This is a genomic window from Telluria sp. LT2P80, assembly GCF_059685955.1.
Genome location: NZ_JCASIO010000005.1, coordinates 331,731 through 348,516, shown reverse-complemented (window position 1 = coordinate 348,516; position 16,786 = coordinate 331,731). Strand labels below are relative to the sequence as shown.

The 16,786-nt window shown below is 65.1% G+C and carries 16 protein-coding genes; 13 read left to right on the top strand and 3 right to left on the bottom strand.

What is annotated here, in order from left to right:
• The first annotated feature begins 216 nt into the window (after window positions 1-216).
• Window positions 217-846, top strand: coding sequence for a superoxide dismutase (locus AC56LW_RS15750; RefSeq protein ID WP_332530118.1), 630 nt, complete (start codon window positions 217-219; stop codon window positions 844-846).
• A gap of 97 nt (window positions 847-943) precedes the next feature.
• Window positions 944-1,573 (top strand): Rossmann-fold NAD(P)-binding domain-containing protein, encoded by a 630-nt coding sequence (locus AC56LW_RS15745; protein ID WP_499635841.1) that lies wholly within the window; start codon window positions 944-946, stop codon window positions 1,571-1,573.
• Between the two features lie 5 nt (window positions 1,574-1,578).
• Here AC56LW_RS15745 and AC56LW_RS15740 read toward each other — a convergent pair whose 3' ends face one another.
• Window positions 1,579-3,633 (bottom strand): TonB-dependent receptor, encoded by a 2,055-nt coding sequence (locus AC56LW_RS15740; RefSeq protein ID WP_499635838.1) that lies wholly within the window; start codon window positions 3,631-3,633, stop codon window positions 1,579-1,581.
• Between the two features lie 148 nt (window positions 3,634-3,781).
• Between AC56LW_RS15740 and AC56LW_RS15735 the strand changes: the two genes are divergently transcribed.
• Window positions 3,782-4,207, top strand: a complete 426-nt coding sequence (locus tag AC56LW_RS15735) for a hypothetical protein (RefSeq protein ID WP_499635835.1) — start codon at window positions 3,782-3,784, stop codon at window positions 4,205-4,207.
• 77 nt (window positions 4,208-4,284) lie between these two features.
• On the opposite strand, the gene AC56LW_RS15730 is transcribed toward AC56LW_RS15735, so the two are convergent.
• Together AC56LW_RS15730 and AC56LW_RS15725 are read right to left on the bottom strand one after the other, a co-directional pair.
• Window positions 4,285-5,544, bottom strand: a complete 1,260-nt coding sequence (locus AC56LW_RS15730; protein WP_499635894.1) for a PQQ-dependent sugar dehydrogenase — start codon at window positions 5,542-5,544, stop codon at window positions 4,285-4,287.
• Window positions 5,545-5,573: 29 nt separating this feature from the next.
• Window positions 5,574-6,005, bottom strand: a complete 432-nt coding sequence (locus tag AC56LW_RS15725; protein WP_499635832.1) for a DUF2231 domain-containing protein — start codon at window positions 6,003-6,005, stop codon at window positions 5,574-5,576.
• Window positions 6,006-6,264: 259 nt separating this feature from the next.
• Here AC56LW_RS15725 and AC56LW_RS15720 point away from each other — a divergent pair, with 259 nt between their 5' ends.
• From AC56LW_RS15720 to AC56LW_RS15675, 10 genes are all read left to right on the top strand, one after another.
• Entirely contained in the window at window positions 6,265-7,620 is a 1,356-nt protein-coding gene (locus tag AC56LW_RS15720) for an MFS transporter (RefSeq protein WP_332530112.1), read from the top strand.
• Window positions 7,621-7,648: 28 nt separating this feature from the next.
• The gene (locus AC56LW_RS15715; protein WP_499635830.1) at window positions 7,649-9,184 is read left to right on the top strand and encodes a 3-hydroxyacyl-CoA dehydrogenase; all 1,536 of its coding nucleotides are present in this window, start codon (window positions 7,649-7,651) and stop codon (window positions 9,182-9,184) included.
• The gene (locus AC56LW_RS15710; protein WP_499635827.1) at window positions 9,181-9,966 is read left to right on the top strand and encodes an enoyl-CoA hydratase-related protein; all 786 of its coding nucleotides are present in this window, start codon (window positions 9,181-9,183) and stop codon (window positions 9,964-9,966) included. The genes AC56LW_RS15715 and AC56LW_RS15710 overlap by 4 nt, the downstream gene beginning before the upstream one ends.
• 95 nt (window positions 9,967-10,061) lie before the next feature.
• Window positions 10,062-10,814, top strand: a complete 753-nt coding sequence (locus AC56LW_RS15705; protein ID WP_499635824.1) for a GntR family transcriptional regulator — start codon at window positions 10,062-10,064, stop codon at window positions 10,812-10,814.
• Between the two features lie 42 nt (window positions 10,815-10,856).
• Window positions 10,857-11,474 carry a glutathione S-transferase family protein gene (locus AC56LW_RS15700; protein ID WP_499635821.1) on the top strand — a complete coding sequence of 206 codons (618 nt, stop codon included), beginning with the start codon at window positions 10,857-10,859 and terminating at the stop codon, window positions 11,472-11,474.
• A gap of 35 nt (window positions 11,475-11,509) precedes the next feature.
• Complete coding sequence (locus AC56LW_RS15695; protein WP_332530107.1) at window positions 11,510-12,730, top strand: CaiB/BaiF CoA transferase family protein; 1,221 nt, start codon at window positions 11,510-11,512, stop codon at window positions 12,728-12,730.
• A gap of 24 nt (window positions 12,731-12,754) precedes the next feature.
• Window positions 12,755-13,378 (top strand): carboxymuconolactone decarboxylase family protein, encoded by a 624-nt coding sequence (locus AC56LW_RS15690; protein ID WP_499635818.1) that lies wholly within the window; start codon window positions 12,755-12,757, stop codon window positions 13,376-13,378.
• A complete protein-coding gene (locus tag AC56LW_RS15685; RefSeq protein WP_499635815.1) occupies window positions 13,375-14,277 on the top strand; it encodes an amidohydrolase family protein in 903 nt (300 codons plus the stop codon). The genes AC56LW_RS15690 and AC56LW_RS15685 overlap by 4 nt, the downstream gene beginning before the upstream one ends.
• A complete protein-coding gene (locus AC56LW_RS15680) occupies window positions 14,274-15,050 on the top strand; it encodes an enoyl-CoA hydratase/isomerase family protein (protein ID WP_499635812.1) in 777 nt (258 codons plus the stop codon). The genes AC56LW_RS15685 and AC56LW_RS15680 overlap by 4 nt, the downstream gene beginning before the upstream one ends.
• Window positions 15,051-15,135: 85 nt before the next feature.
• Window positions 15,136-16,776, top strand: coding sequence for a tannase/feruloyl esterase family alpha/beta hydrolase (locus AC56LW_RS15675; RefSeq protein ID WP_499635809.1), 1,641 nt, complete (start codon window positions 15,136-15,138; stop codon window positions 16,774-16,776).
• Window positions 16,777-16,786 lie beyond the last annotated feature (10 nt).

Genomic DNA, 16,786 nt, shown 5'->3' with positions numbered 1-16,786 from the left:
CCTTCGCGCTCACCCTGCGCGGCAGCCAATTGCAGATGCTGGTATTCTGGACAAGTCAGGGCGCACGCTGAACACGTTTCGGCGGGTGCCCCGGGGTGTGCGTTGCCCATCCCAGGTTGACCAGCACATGCACGACGCCGGGCCGTGACGAACATGGCCCTGGTGCCTCGCTTCATACCGGAACAGCGTTCCCAACCATCTGAACGGAGAATGATCATGCCATACGCATTGCCACCACTGCCTTACGCCTACGATGCCCTCGAGCCACATTTCGATTCGCGCACGATGGAAATCCACCACACGAAGCACCATCAGGCCTACATCACCAACGTCAACAACGCGCTGGGCGAAGCCGGCGTTGCCGAGATGCCAGTCGAGCAGCTGATCGCCGACATCGGCAGCCTGCCGCAAGCCGTCCAGGGCGCCGTGCGCAACAATGGCGGCGGTCACGCCAACCACTCGCTGTTCTGGACCGTGCTGACCCCGGAAGGCGGCAAGCCAACCGGCAAGGTCGCACAGGCGATCGAAGACGACCTGGGTGGCTACGAGAAATTCAAGGATGCCTTCACCAAGGCGGCGCAGACCCGCTTCGGTAGCGGCTGGGCCTGGCTGACCGTCGGCAAGGACGGCAAGCTGCTGGTCGAAAGCAGCGCCAACCAGGACAGCCCGCTGATGGGCCAGTTCGCCGGCATGTCGGGCGGCACGCCGATCCTGGGCCTGGACGTGTGGGAACACGCGTACTACCTGCAATACCAGAACAAGCGCCCTGACTACATCGCGGCCTTCTTCAACATCATCAACTGGGCGGAAGTAGAACGCCGCTACGAAGAAGCACTGGCCAAATAAGCCGGTGCCCGGGCCTGCCACGCAGGCCCGGCTTCAAGCGCGAGGCCGGCCACGACGCCGGCCTCGCGCCGTTTACGTTTGCGACCAAGGACACCCCATGAAACTGCTGCTGGTTGGATCGAGCGGACTGGTTGGAAGCCACGTGCTGGAGATGGCGCTGGCCGACCCGAAGGTCACGTCGGTGGTGGCGCCGACGCGGCGCCCGCTGCCAGTGCACCCGAAACTGCAGGCACCGGTCGTCGACTTCGACGCCTTGCCGCCGGACGCGGCCTGGTGGCAGGCCGACGCCGTCATCTGCACGCTGGGCACGACGATGCGCAGTGCCGGTTCGCAAGCTGCGTTCCGGCGTGTGGACCATGATTACCCGCTGGCGGTGGCTAGCCTCGCGCGCCAGCACGGGACGCCGTGCCATGTGCTGAACTCGGCCATCGGCGCCGATCCCGACGCACGCTTTTTCTACAACCGCGTCAAGGGCGAACTCGAACGCGATCTGGCCGGGCTGGGATTCACGTCGCTGACCCATGTGCGACCGGGCCTGATTGGCGGAGAGCGCCAGGAACAACGCCTGGGTGAACGCGTGTCCGGCGTGGTATTGGGGCTGCTCGGGCCCGTACTGCCGCGGCGCTGGCGCATCAACCCTGCCCCGCGCATTGCGCACGCCCTGATCGATGCCGCGCTGCAGGCGCGCCCGGGCGTGCACATCATCCCCTCGGAGCAGCTGGTCTGAGCGACCTACAACTTCACGTTCAGTGAAATATACGCAGCCCGGCCATTACCGGACGAGAACATCGGCTGTGCCTGGCTTGCCGGCCAGAAGAAGTTGTCGTACCACGCGTATTCGTAATTGCGGTCCGCAATGTTCTTGATCTGGACATCGATGCTGGTGCGCGCCGAGATCGCGTAGCGCACATTGGCGTCGAACAGCACGAAGCCGCCGAACTTGCCCTGCTCGTTCGGATTGTCGATGTAGTAGCTGCCCTGCGAGCGGCCCTGCAGGCCGAAGCGCCAGTTGTCCGAAGGCTTGTAGTCCAGGCTCACATTGGTGATGTGGCGCGGCGTCGAGAACACTTCCTTGCCGGCCAGCGAGACGCCATTCGCGCCCGTGGCCTTGAGCACTTCCGCTTTTTGCAACGAATGCGAGAGCGACAGCTCGAGCTTGTCGGTGACCTTGCCCGAAAGCTGGAAGTCGAGGCCTTCACGGCGCGTCTCGCCCAGCCCGACCGTGGTGCCGGTGGCCGGCATGTTCGCCACCTCGCCGGTGGCATCCTGGCGCCAGATCGCCAGGCGCAAGTCGCTGCGGGCAGTCGGCTTGAGCTTGACGCCGACTTCCTTGCCGGTATTGACCGACGCGTCAAACGGCGCCTGGCCCGGCACCAGATAGGCGGGGCCCACGGAACCCGTCAGGATCTGGAACGTGCGGCCCCAGTTGCCATACACGCTGATGTCCGTCGCCGGACTCCAGACCATGCTGAACTTGGGCTGCTTGATCCAGCCGTAATCCTGCAGCCCTGCGCTCGTGCCACCCGCCAGCGGCTGGTGGCCCGTGAAGCGATCGACCCGGTAGCCCGGCACGAGCTGGATGGTGTCCGTTGCCTTGATCACCGCCTGCACATAGGCGCCGACGTTGTTGAACTTGTAGCGGTCATCGTTCTGGATGCGGGCCGGCGTCGTGAAGTCCGTCGGGATCGCGAAGTTGTAGCGCAGGCGGCGGTAGCCATTGTCCTGGCGCTCGGTATTCACACCGCCATCGACCGTGACGCGCTCGTTCGCACGCCACGTCAGGGTGCTCATGAAACCGAGCTGCTCTTCATCCCACAGACGGCGCTGGCGCGGTGCGTTGCCTTCGGGATTGCTGGTGAAGGTGACGCGGCGGTCATCCTTGTACTCGTTGTAGTACAGCTTGTTGCTGAGGAATGCGTTCGGCGTGATGTGCCAGTCCAGGTGCGCGCTGGCATGGTGCATGTCGCGGTCGGTCTTGTCGTTGGCGTTCTTGCGCGGCGACTGGCGGCGGTCGGCAGCCAGCTCGGCTGCGGTCAGAAAACCCGGCTCGCCCGACGTGTGCTGGTAGGTGCGCACGACCAGGCCGGCCGTGACCGCCTTGTCGTCCGACGTGACGAACCACTTGCCGCCGACCGTGTATTTGTTCGAGTCGCCGTTCGCGCGGTAGCTGTCAGTCAATTGCCTGGCCACGAAATAGTTTTGCGCAAAGCCGTCGGCTTCGCGGCCATATGCGGCCTGCACTTCGCGCGTATTGAAGCTGCCGTAGGTAAACCGGCTGTCAAAGTAATTGCCGCCCTGACGCGTGCCGATGTTCAGGTTGCCGCCGATATTGTGCAGGCCATAGCGCGGGTCGTTCGTGCCGCGCACCACTTCGATATAGTCGACTTCGAGCGGGAAGATCATGTCGATGAAGCGCTGGTTGCCGCTGTTGACATTGCTCGGGATGCCGTCGATCAGCACCTTGATCCCATTGATATAGCCTTCGCCATTGAATGCCCGAAAACTCGCCTTGCCCGACTCGGCGCCCATCCGCGTTTCGGTCAGCTGCACACCGGGCAACTGGCCAACCAGCTCCCAGCTATTGGTCACGTTCTTGTCTTCGATCTTGTCGGCACCCAGCACGTCGACCGATGTCAGGACGCGGCTCGAGCGCAAGGCGCCCGCATCGCGCTGGGCGCTGACGCGCACTTCACCCATGACGATCGCCGGGTCGGCGGCGTGGGCCAACGTCGAACCGAGGGTTGCCAGAGCAAGTGCATGGGCAACAGGAAGGAGCTTGAATGTCATCAGAAAAACCTTGTCATGAACGGCGCAAGCGGCGATACCCGCTGAGTCGATAATGATAAACCATTCTCAGTAGAGATGGCAATATGCAGGGTGTTGTTCGGTATGCGGTATGCTGAATCATCGCCCCAACGGGGCAATCCAACCCGCCATGACAATTCTCCCGATGAAGCATCTGACCGCACTGCTGTTCGCCGGCTTGCTCGCCAACCCTGTGAAGGCGCAGGCCACCGAGTTTCGCTGCCTGGTCTCGGTCGACGCCGCGACGCCAATCCGGCTTCAGTTCGACTTCCCGCAGTCCGAACACGCACGCGCCGCCGTGCGCTACCAGCGCGGCAGCAAGCCGATCCCGCTGCGGGCGCTCAAGACGAGTTCAGTGGAAATGTCGCCAGGCAGACCGTTCGAGTTCACGACGCTCTGGAAAGAACCGGGCAAGAACGGTGGCACGTACACCGTCGCAACCCAAGGCGCGCTCATCAACGAATTCACCTATCGGCGTGCCCGGGACAGGAAGACGATCAGGTTCGAAGAAGACATGGGCGCAATGGGAACATCGCGCTGCGCATGGAAGAAATAGAGGGCAAAAAAAAAGCCGCAGCGCGAATGACGCCATGCCTGGCATCATTCGCGCTGCGGCGGTTGCTCCAGATGCGATCAGCGGTTCGGCACCACGCGCCACACCGTGTTGGCCAGGTCGTCGGCGATGATCAGCGCGCCGCGCGGATCGACCGTGACACCCACCGGACGACCACGTGTCTTGCCGTTGGCATCCCGGAAGCCCGTGGCGAAGTCGATCGCTGCGCCGGCCGGACGGCCATTCGCGAACGGTACGAAGATCACCTTGTAGCCCACCGGATTGTCGCGGTTCCAGCTGCCGTGTTCGCCAACGAACGCGCCATTGGCAAATTTTGCGCCCATCGTCGGCAGCGAGAAGTGCAGGCCCAGCGCCGCGACGTGCGAGCCAAGGCCATAGTCCGGCTTGATGGCGGCGGCCACCTTTTTCGGGTTCGGCGGCATCACGCGCGGGTCGACGTTCTGGCCCCAGTAGCTGTACGGCCAGCCGTAGAAACCGCCCTCTTTCACCGAGGTCAGGTAATCCGGCACCAGGTCCGGACCCAGTTCGTCGCGCTCGTTCACGACTGACCACAGCTGGCCCGTTTCCGGGTTCATCGCCAGCGCCGTCGGGTTGCGCAGGCCGGTGGCGTACGGCTTGTGGGCGCCCGTCGTCACGTCGATCTGCCACACCATTGCACGGTCGACTTCGGCTTCCATACCGCGCTCGGTGATGTTGCTGTTCGAACCGATACCGACGTAGACATAGCGGCCATCGGGGCTGATGGTCATCGCTTTCGTCCAGTGGTGGTTGATCTCGGCGGGCAGCTGGGTGAGCGTCACCGGTTCTGCGGCAGCCTTGGTCTGACCCGGCTGGTAATCAAAGGTGACGACCGCATCCTGGTTCGCCACGTACAGCTTGTTGTTGGCAAACGCCAGGCCGTATGGGGCATTCAGGTTCTCGGCGAACACGGTCTTGAGCTCGTACTGGCCATCACCGTCCGCATCGCGCAGCAGCGTCAGGCGATTGCCGCCCTTGACCTTGGTATTGCCCTGCGCCTTGATGTAGCCGGCAATGACGTCTTTCGGCTTGAGCTTGGCAGCGCTGCCGCCACGCCCTTCCGCCACCAGGATATCGCCGTTTGGCAGCACCAGCATCTGGCGCGGGATCTTCAGGTCGGTCGCGATCGCCGTGATGCTGTAACCCTCCGGCACGGTCGGCTTCTGATCGCCCCATGGGGTAGGCTCGGCAATCTTCATGCTCGGAAACAGGCCGCGCTCGGGCGCCGGCAGTTTCGGATCCGGGCCGCTGGCCAGGTTGGTATTGGCTTCGTTACTGCAGGCGCTGGCCAGCAGGGTCATGCTGAACAGGGCAAGTGCGCTCGAGCGATTCATTTCAGTCCTCCCGAACGTGGGTTAAGGCCTACGACAGCGGTAATGCAAATCAGGATAAAGACGATGGCCGACAGCAACAGGCCGGTCGGCATGAGCGCCCAGGCATCCTTGGCATGCTGGAACGCATTGACCAGACCGATCACGAAGGTCAGCAGCAGCAGCACGAAGTAGTTCAACGGCCGACCGGCCATTGGCCTGGCGCGCAGCAGATTGACCAGCGCGAACACGAGCGCGAGGCCGGCGAACAGCAAGGCACCGGCGTTGAGCCACGAAGCAAAATTGCTCCACTGGATCTGGTAGGTGTTGTAGTAGGTGTAATCGCTGAGCAATGCGCCGAGGAACAGCGACACGCTGCCGGCAAGCAGGATCGTGTGGAGCACGCCTGGCGGACGGACGTAGCCTGCGCTGGCCGTGGTGACAGTAGACATGGGGTTGACCTTATTGGTAATTTTGATAACGCAGACTATAGCGGCTATGCCAACTGACTGTCGCATCGTTGAGCACGGCGCGAATTGTGGGTCGTCCTCACTGCCTGCTTGAAAAGCCGAACAGCGATACGCTTGCTTAGGTCATAAGACTGACCTATAATCATTTTCAGGTGTTCAGCAGTGCCCGTTGCGGCAGCACCGGCGGCCATGCAATGTCATGGCGGCATACAAGAATAATGACCCCTGTTCTGGAGACACCATGTCAGTAGCCGATTCCATCGCCGGCGTGCCCCCGCCCTCCTTCGTCGATCCGCTTATCAGAGCGCAGGAAGCCGACGCCGCCTACCGCAAGGTTCTGTGGCGCATCATGCCGTTCCTCATGCTGTGCTACGTGGTGTCATTCATCGACCGATCCAATATCGGCTTTGCCAAACTGCACTTCGTCTCCGACCTGAATTTCAATGACGCCATCTACGGCATCGGCGCAGGGATTTTCTATGTCGGTTACATCCTGTTCGAGGTGCCCAGCAATATGGTGCTGCACAAGCATGGCGTGCGCCAGACGCTGCTGCGCATCATGGTGTTGTGGGGCCTGTTCTCGGCCGGCATGGCCTTCATGCAAACGCCAACGCATTTCTACGTGATGCGGTTTCTGCTTGGCGCTGCCGAGGCAGGCATGTTCCCGGGCATGCTGCTGTATCTGACCTACTGGGTCCCGCTCAATCGCCGCGCCCGTTTCAACGCCCTGTTTACCGCCTCGATCCCGCTGGCCGGCATGATCGGTGGCCCGCTGTCGGGCGCCATCATGCATGCATTTGACGGTGTCAACGGCATGCATGGCTGGCAATGGATGTTCATTATCGAGGGCTTGCCGGCGTGCGCGCTGGGCGTGTTCGCGTATTTCTACCTGACCGACGGGCCGGCAAGCAGCCCATGGCTGACGGCGCGCCAGAAGCAGATCATCAGCGAAGACCTGGCCCAGCCGGTCACGAAACGCGACCACGGTCCGCAATCGTTCCTGTCGGCGCTGACCAATCCCAAGCTGTACTGGCTCTCCGGCATGGGCGTGGCGGTCCTGGTCAGCACCGGCGGCGTGTTCTTCTGGCTACCGACCATCATTCGTCAATCCGGCATCGACAATGTGATGACCATCGGCGCGCTGTCCGTGATTCCGTTCCTGATCGCCCTCGTGGTGCAATTCATGAATGCCCGCCATTCGGACCAGACCGGCGAGCGCCGTTGGCACGTGGCGATTCCCGCCTTCATCGCCGCCATCGGCTGGGCCTTGCTGCCGTCGGTGCAAGGCAATGTGACGCTGTCAATGCTGATGCTGACGCTGGCCACCGCCGGCACGCTGGGCCTGACGGGACCATTCTGGACCCTGCCCTCGTCGTTCCTGACCGGTAAGGCCGCAGCCGGCGGGATCGCCCTGCTGAGCACCTTCGCCGGTATCGGCAGCGTGTTCAGCCCGATGCTGGTCGGCTGGCTGTCGTCCACCACCGGCAGCCTGGCAATGGGCCAGTACTACTTCGCCGGATTGATGCTCATGGGCGGTCTGTCACTGCTGATCGGCATCAAGCCGCAAGCGCTGGCCGACGTGGGCACCAGCAAGTAATCATTCACCGACATCCAGGATAGCGAGCATGAACGCATTGTCATCACAAGACCTGATCGCCGTGATCGGTGCCGGCGCGATGGGCAGCGGCATCGTCCAGGTCGCACTCAACGCCGGCCACCGCGTCGCGCTGTACGACGCCGCCCCGGCGGCACTGGCCAGGGGCGTGGCGTCCATCGACGCGACCTACCGCCGGCTGCTCGACAAAGGCAAGATCGACGCTGCGACCCACGCCGATCGCATGGCGCGCCTGCTGCCGGCCGAGTCCCTCGACGACCTGGCCAGGGCGGCCCTAGTGGTCGAAGCCATCGTCGAGGACCTCGACATCAAGGCCAGCGTGCTGGTCGAGGTCGAAGCGCTGCTGGGCGAGCACGCAATCATCGCGACCAATACCTCGTCGTTGTCGGTCACCGCCATTGCCGCGCGCCTGAAGCGCCCGGCGCAGGTCGCCGGCCTGCACTTTTTCAATCCGGCGCCGCTGTTGCCGCTGGTTGAAATTGTCAGTGGCAAGGCCACGGCGCCCGAGGTGGCCGACACGCTGTTCGCCACTGCGCTGGCATGGCACAAGGTGCCGGTGCGCTGCGCCTCGACGCCTGGTTTCATCGTCAACCGCGTGGCGCGCCCTTTCTACGGCGAGGCGCTGCGCCTGCTGGCCGATTGCGCCGCCAGCGCCGCCACCATCGACGCCATCCTGCGCGACGTTGGCGGGTTTCGCATGGGCGCGTTCGAATTGATGGACCTGATCGGCCATGACGTGAATTACGCCGTCACCAAATCAGTCTACGACGCGCTGTACCAGGACCCGCGCTACAAGCCGTCGCTGCTGCAAAAAGACCTGGTCGATGCCGGCTGGCTCGGGCGCAAGAGCGGCACTGGCTTCTATGCGTATGGCGACAACGCCGTGCGACCGGCGCCTGTCGTGGCACAGGATGCACCACGTCCGGCGCAGGTGATCGTCGAGGGTGACCTGGGCGTGGCCGCACCGCTGATCCAGCTTGCCCATGACGCCGGCCTTGCAGTCACTGTCAGCCAGGCCGCGGCCGGTCGCGCACTGCTTTGGATCGACGGCGTCGCCATCGCCCTGACCGATGGCCGCAGCGCGCTGCAACGACTGGCCGATGGCGACCCGGCCGGCATCGTGTTCGACCTCGCGTTCGACTACCACAACGGCGGCGCCATTGCGCTGGCAGCCGCAGACCTGGCACAGGACGGCGCCATGCAGACAGCCACCGGCTTCTTCCAGGCATTGGGCAAACGCGTGCTGATCGTCGACGATGTACCCGGCATGGTGGTCATGCGCACCGTCGCGATGCTGGCCAACGAAGCGGCCGACGTGGTCCAGCAAGGCGTGGCCAGTGCGGCCGACACCGACCTGGCCATGGTCAATGGCGTCAATTATCCGCGCGGCCCCCTGGCCTGGGCCGACCTGATCGGCGCCGCAGCCGTGGGGCGCGTGCTGGCCAATCTGGCCGCCGCGTATGGCGACGACCGCTATCGCAGCGCCCCGCTGCTGCTGCGCCGGGCCTTGAACGGCCGTCGGTTCCACACTGGAGCTGCAGCATGAGCGATCAGGCATCCATTCCGGTCACTTGCGCACCCCATGGCGACGGCGTGGCCGTCATCACCATCGACCGTCCGCGCCGGCGCAATGCGCTGAACCTGGACGTGAAGCAGCGCCTGGTTGACGCGGTGCTGACACTCAATGCCGATGCAAGCGTGCGCGTGATCGTGCTGACCGGCGCCGGCGGCTACTTCGTGGCCGGCACCGACATCGATGAAATGGCCTCGATGACACCAACGAGCCACACGCTCGGCGCGACCGACCTGGCGTTTACCACACTGCGCCAAAGTGGCAAGCCGACCATCGCCGCCGTCGAGGGCTATGCGCTGGGCGGCGGCTGCGAACTGGCGCTGGCCTGCGACCTGATCGTCGCGGCCGAAGGTGCGCGCTTCGGCCAGCCCGAGATCAAGGTGGGCATCATGCCCGGCGCAGGCGGCACGCAGCGCCTGCTGCGCACCATGGGCAAGTACCAGGCGCTGCGCATGATGCTGACGGGCGAGCCGATCGGCGCGCCGCAGGCATTCGCCTGTGGCCTGGTTTCCGAATTGTGCCCGGATGGCGCCGCGCTCGAACACGCACAAGCGCTGGCGCGCACGATCGCGGCCATGCCGCCACTGGCGGTGCGCGCGATCCGTGACGTGGTGCAGCTGGGCCAGGATGCGCCGCTGGAGACGGCGCTGCAGCTGGAGCGCAAGGCATTCCAGCTGCTGTTCGACAGCGCCGACCAGAAGGAAGGAATGCGCGCATTTCTCGAGAAACGCGCGCCACGGTACCAGGGGAGGTAAGCCCCACGATTTCAAGGGTCAAAAAGCTGGTTCATCAACTTATTCGGCGATAATACGATCTACAGATGGTATGTCACGAAAGAGGAAAACAGTCGATGAAAACAGCAGGATTGCCCGGCACGACCGCGATCGATTTCAGCCGCAGTGCGGCGTCGCGTTACGTGCAGCTGGCCAGCCTGTTCCGGCGCCGGGTCGAATCCGGCCAGTGGCAGGTTGGAGAACAGATACCGACGGTGGACGAACTGGCCGCCGAATGTCAGGTCGCGCGCGCCACGGTGCGCCAGGCGCTCGACCTGCTGGAAGAAGAAAAGCTGATCGCGCGCTACCGCGCGAAAGGCACGTTCGTGATCGGCAAGCCGCAGGAACAGTTCTGGTGCGAAGTCGCGTCGGACTGGTCCGGGCAACTGATTGCGCCGGACGGCGTGACGATCGAGATTTTGCGTGGCCGCGAACGGCGCACGCCCAATCCGCCCGATCCGATGGCCGGCAGCATGGCGCCGTTCTACCAGCACTGGCGGCGGCGCCACTGGCGCAACGGCAAACCGTATTACCTGGGCGATGTCTTTATCGACGAGCGGCTGTGCGAGCGGATCGCACCGGAATCGTTCGAGACCAAGACCTCGATGCGGATCCTGCGTGAGCTGCCGGGACTGGAGATTATCGAAGCGCACCAGACGCTCACGCTCGGCTCGGCCGACCCGACGCTGGCCGAATTGCTGCAACTGCCACTGAACGCACCGGTAGCGCACGTGGCGCGCACGGCGGTCGACGCCAATGGTTGCCTGATCTTCATCGGCCAGGGAATCTACCGGGGCGACGTGGTACGGCTGGATATTAAATTGAAGTAGCGGCCAGCGTGCCGTTACTTTTCAACAATGAAAAGGAATGGCATGAAACTTCACTGGTCCCCCCGCTCGCCGTTCGTGCGCAAGGTTGCGATCCTGCTGCACGAAACGGGTCTCGATGCCAAGGTCGAACGTGTGCGCTCGGTCGCCGCGATCGCCACGCCGAATGCGGCGATCATGGTCGACAATCCGCTCAGCCAGATCCCGACCCTGGTGCTGGACGATGGCACCGCGCTCTACGATTCGCCCGTCATCTGCGAATACCTCGACACCCTGCACGACGGCCCGCGTTATTTCCCGGCTGCGGGCCCGGCGCGCTGGGCCGCCTTGCAGCGCCAGGCGCTGGCCGACGGCATGCTGGCAATCCTGCTGATCTGGCGCCAGGAACGCATGAAGGCACCAGGCCAGCAGCTGCCCGACTGGCTCACGGCGTTCGCCACCAAGATCGCGGCGTCGCTCGCGCGCCTGGAGGCCGATGCCGCCGCCCTGGCAAACGGCCACGACATCGGCCACGTGACGATCGGCTGCCTGCTCTCTTACCTCGATTACCGCTTCGCCGATCTCGACTGGCGCGCCGGCCACCCCGCGCTGGCCGCGTGGCACGCCGCGTTCGAGCAACGCCCGTCCATGGTCGCCACGCGGCCCGACGATGCGCAGACCTGACCTCTACCACACCGAATACATCACAGGAGACAACCATGGCAGGTCCACTCTCGCATATCAAGGTGCTCGATCTGAGCCGCATCCTCGCCGGCCCGTGGTCGGGCCAGGTGCTGGCCGACCTGGGCGCCGACGTCGTCAAGGTCGAACGCCCACAGGTCGGCGACGACACCCGCAGCTGGGGGCCGCCGTTCCTGAAGGACGGCGCCGGCAACGACACGAAGGAATCGGGCTACTACCTGTCGGCCAACCGCGGCAAGCGCTCGGTGACGGTCGACCTGAACACCGAAGAAGGCCAGCAGATCGTGCGCGCGCTGGCGGCGCAGTCGGACATCCTGATCGAGAACTACAAGGTCGGCACGCTGGCCAGGTATGGCCTGGACTACGCCAGCCTGAAAGAAAGCAATCCGGGCCTGATCTACTGCTCGGTGACCGGCTTTGGCCAGGACGGCCCGAAGGCCGAGAACGCGGCGTACGACTTCATGATCCAGGCCATGGGCGGCTTGATGAGCGTGACGGGCGAGCGCGACGACCTGCCCGGCGGCGGTCCGCAAAAAGTGGGCGTGCCGATCGTCGACCTGATGACAGGCATGTACACCTCGGTCGCAGTGCTGGCCGCGCTGGCGCGCCGCACCGAGACGGGCCTGGGCGACTACATCGATATCGGCATGCTCGACGTGATGGTCGGCTCGGTCGCCAACCAGGGCATGAACTATCTGGTGTCGGGCAAGACGCCGGGACGCAACGGCAACAAGCACCCGAACATCCAGCCGCAGGACGTGTTCGCCTGTGCGGACGGCCACATCGTGCTCGTCGTCGGCAATGACGGCCAGTTCGCCAGGTTCTGCGACGTGGCGGGCCGGCCTGAATGGGTGGCGGACGAACGTTTCGCCACCAATGGCAACCGCGTGCGCAACCGCGACGTGCTGCTGCCGATGATGGTCGAGCTGTTCCGCTCACGCCCGATGGGCGAGTGGGCCAGGCAGCTCGATGAAGCCGGCGTGCCGTGCAGCCCGATCAACACGATCCCGCAAGTGTTCGAGGACGAACAGGTCAGGCACCGCAAGATGCTCATCAACCTGCCCCATCCCGCGGCCGGTTCGGTGCCGCAAATCCGCAGCCCGATGCGCTTTACGAACGCCGAACTCGCGTTCGACCGCGCGCCGCCGCTGCTGGGCCAACACACGAACGAAGTGCTCTCCGGTCTCGGCTTTGACGACGAATGCATCGCCCGCTGGGCGCGCGACGGCGTGATCTGACGGCCTGTTTCGATTGACTACCTTATGTCCATGATGACCTCCCTGCCACGCATATCCCTTCCCACGCCCGAGACGATGAACCCGGAGCAGCGCGCAGTCTACGACGACATCGTCGGCGGCCGGCGCGCACGCCTGGTCGGTCCGCTGCGCGCGGCCCTGCACAATCCGGCACTGGCCGACCGCTGGCAAAAGCTGGGCACGCTGCTTCGGTTTGGCACCAGCATTCCGCCGCGCCTGAGCGAGCTGGCGATCCTGGTCACCGCGCGGCGCTGGAACAGCCAACTCGAATGGTTGATTCACGCCGGCGATGGCCTGACCGCCGGCCTGCCGCAGTCGATCATCGACGCCATCGCAGTGGCCACCCCGCCCGTGTTCGACAACGCCAGCGACGCCGCCGTGTATGAATACACGCGGCAGTTGCTGCAGCACGGCGTGGTCAACGATCCCGCCTACCAGGCTGTGCTCGGGCAGTTCGGCGAAGCCGGCGCGGTGGAGCTGACGGCGATTGTCGGCTACTACTCGATGGTGGCCATGACGCTCAACGCGCACCGGATTCCCCTCCCCGACGAGGGGACCGAGGCGCCGCTGCGGCCCGTTGGTAGCAATGCCGCGCACGTGCTCACCGAGATGCCGGCGGTGCAAGAATGAACGCGCCAATCGAGACCGTCACGCCGCGCATGCCGGGCGCACCGCAGCACGCGCTTCCCGTCAACGCCTGCGACAGCCACGCCCATGTATTCGGCCCGTTCGAGTGCTTCCCGCTGGCGCACGCATCGAGCTATGCCCCGCCACTGGCCCCGGCCGCACTGCACCGCGCGATGCTGGCCAGTGTCGGCGCCGCGCGCGGCGTGCTGGTGCAGCCGGCGCCGTACGGGCTGGACATGTCGGCCCTGCTGCATGCCATCGCTCACGGCGCAGGGCGCCTGCGCGGCATTGCCGTGGCCGATTCCGCCACGCCCGAGGCCGCACTGCAGGCCTTGTACGACGGGGGCGTGCGCGGCCTGCGCTTCGTCGGGTTGCGCGCGCCCGACGGGACACCCTACGCCGGCAGCGTCGGCGTCGACCAGCTCTTGATCATGGCGCCCGCCATGCGCCGCATTGGCCTGCATGCCCAGTTGTGGGCGCCGATCGATGACTACCCGGCGCTGCTGCCGCAACTGCGCGCGGCCGGCGTCGATGTCGTGCTTGACCACATGGCGTGCGCAAAGCCCGAGCGTGGCGTCGGCGATCCGGCATTCCAGGCCGTGCTCGCCGCGCTGCGTGGCGGCGGCGTGTGGGTCAAGCTGACGCTGTGCCGCGTCTCGACCCAGGCCCCCGACTACGCCGATGCGAGGGCGCTGCACGATGCGCTGGTGCGCGTCAATCCGCAGCAGCTCCTGTGGGGTTCGGACTGGCCGTACGTGCGCATGGACGACAAGTCACCGGACGCCGGCGCCCTGCTCGACCTGTTCCACGACTGGGTGCCCGATGCTGTACTGCGCCAGCGCATCCTGGTCGACAATCCTGCCGCGCTGTACGGCTTTCCAGATACCGAGGACCAAGCATGATCGCCTTTTCCCAACTGCGCTTCGAACGTGATGGCCACGTCGCCGTTCTCACGCTGGACAGCCCGCCAGTCAATGCCCTGACCCGCGTGCTCAATGACGAGTTAATCCAGGCGCTGGACATCATTTCCGAGACGCCCGACATCCGCGCCGTGGTGCTGACCGGCGCCGGCAAGGTGTTTTGCGCCGGCGCCGATTTGAAAGGCCGCGCCGAAAACATCAGGCAACCGGGCGACATGGGCGCGCACGCACGCCGCACCCGCGAATGCTTCCACGCGATCCGCGAATGCGCCAAGCCCGTGGTCGCAGCCATCAACGGCGCGGCGCTCGGCTCGGGCCTGGCGATGGTCGCATCGAGCGACATCATCATCGCCTCCGAACGCGCCACGCTCGGCCTGCCGGAAGTCGACGTCGGCCTGCTGGGGGGCTGCCGCCACGCGATGCGCCTGTTCGGGCACTCGCGCCTGCGCCGCATGGCACTGACCGGTTATCGCGTACCGGGCGAAGAACTGTACCGGCTGGGCATCGCCGAAGCGTGCACGCCGCACGACGAGCTGCTGCCGCAGGCAATGGTGCTGGCCCAGGCCATCGCGGCCAAGAGCCCGGTGTCGACGCGCATGGGCAAGCATACCCTCAACGTCATCGAAGACATGAGCCTGCGCGACGGCTACCGCTACGAGCAGGACATGACGGCGGCCATCGGCCTGACCGAAGATGCGCGCGAAGCGCAGCTGGCGTTCAGGGAAAAACGCACGCCGGTGTTCCAGGGCCGCTGACGGCGCCTGTCCCATCAACGCCGGCGTAGCCACCGCAGAGTGGCCGCCGGCCCATCGCAGTACCACATCATCAGGAGACAACCCGATGCAAGGCACCCCCACGTTCACGCTGGGCGTCATGGCTTCTGCCATGCTCGCTCTCGCAGGCTGCGGCAGCGACAATCACCAGACCGATCCCGTCACACCACCTTCCGCCGGCCTCGCACCCGATTGCGCCAGGATGCAGGCGCTGACCTGGCCGAACACCACCTTCCGCAGCGCGACACGCATCGAGACCGGCGCCGCCAGTGCCGGCAGCATCAAGCTGCCGGCGCACTGCCTCGTCACCGGTGAAATCAATCCGCGCATCGGCGTGGACGGCGTGCGCTACGGGATCAGCTTCGAGCTGCGCCTGCCGCTCGACTGGAACGGACGCTTTCAGTTCCAGGGCGGCGGCGGCACCGACGGCAACGTGCCGCCCGCCTACGGTGTGCTGAACAACCGCCCGGCCGTCGCACCGGCGCTGAACCAGGGCACGGCCGTTGTCAGCAGCGACATGGGCCACAGCGCTACCGACAGCCGCGACGCCACCTTCGGCCTCGATCCGCAGGCCCGCATCGACTGGGGTTACAACGCGCTGGACCAGGTCACGCAACTGGCCAAATTCGCCGTGGCCAGCTTCTATGGCCAGGCGCCGACGCATTCGTACTTCGTCGGCTGCTCGGGCGGCGGACGGCAGGGCATGATGATGGCCCAGCGCTTCCCGCACCATTTTGACGGCGTCGTCTCGGGCGCGCCGATCCTCGAGCAACACGTGGCGCAAGTGGGCTCGATGCAGATCCTGCAAGAGCTGCGCGCCATCGCGCCGCCCGATGCGGCCGGCAATCCCATCCTGAGCCGGGCCTTCAGCGATGCCCAGTTGCAGCTGGTGGCAAATGGCGTGCAGCGGCAGTGCGATGCCAGGGATGGCGCGGCCGATGGACTCATCGAACAATACGACAGCTGCCGCTACGATCCGGCGGAACTGCAGTGCGGTAGCGGCGCCTCGGGCAGTGCCGGCGTATGCCTGTCACCGCAGCAGGTCGGCGCCCTGACCCGCATCTTCCAGGGCCCAAAGAACAGCGCTGGCGCCCAGCTGTATCCACCGATCCCGTGGGACATCAGCGTGAGCGGCTGGCGCGGCGCCATGCTCGGCACGTCTGGCACGGCCGTGCCGAATGCCCGGCGCGCCACCAACCAGTCGATCCGATACGTCTTCATGACGCCGGCGCGGCCCGACTTCGACTACTTCCGCTTCGACTTCGACCGCGACCCCGCCATCATGACCGCCTCGGCCGCCTTCACCGCGACCAATGGCGTCGATTACAGCGGCTTCAAGGCGCGACAAGGCAAGACGATCCTGTTCATGGGCGTGAGCGACGCCGTGCTCAATGCAAACGGGATGAATCGCTGGTATGACCGGCTCGTGCAGGCCAATGGCGGCGCGGCCGCGACTGGCAAGTTCGCGCGCCTGTTCAACGTGCCGGGCATGGACCATTGCAGTGGCGGCAAGGCTCTCGACGACTTCGATCCGGTCACACCGCTGTACGACTGGGTGGAAAAAGACAAGGTTCCCGAAATGATCCTGGCGCGCGGCGCAAGCTTCCCGGGACGGGTCCGGCCACTGTGTCCGTATCCGCAGATTGCGCGCTACCAGGGTAGCGGCAGCGTCGACGATGCGGCCAACTTCCGTTGCGGCGCACCGTAAGCCTGCTGAC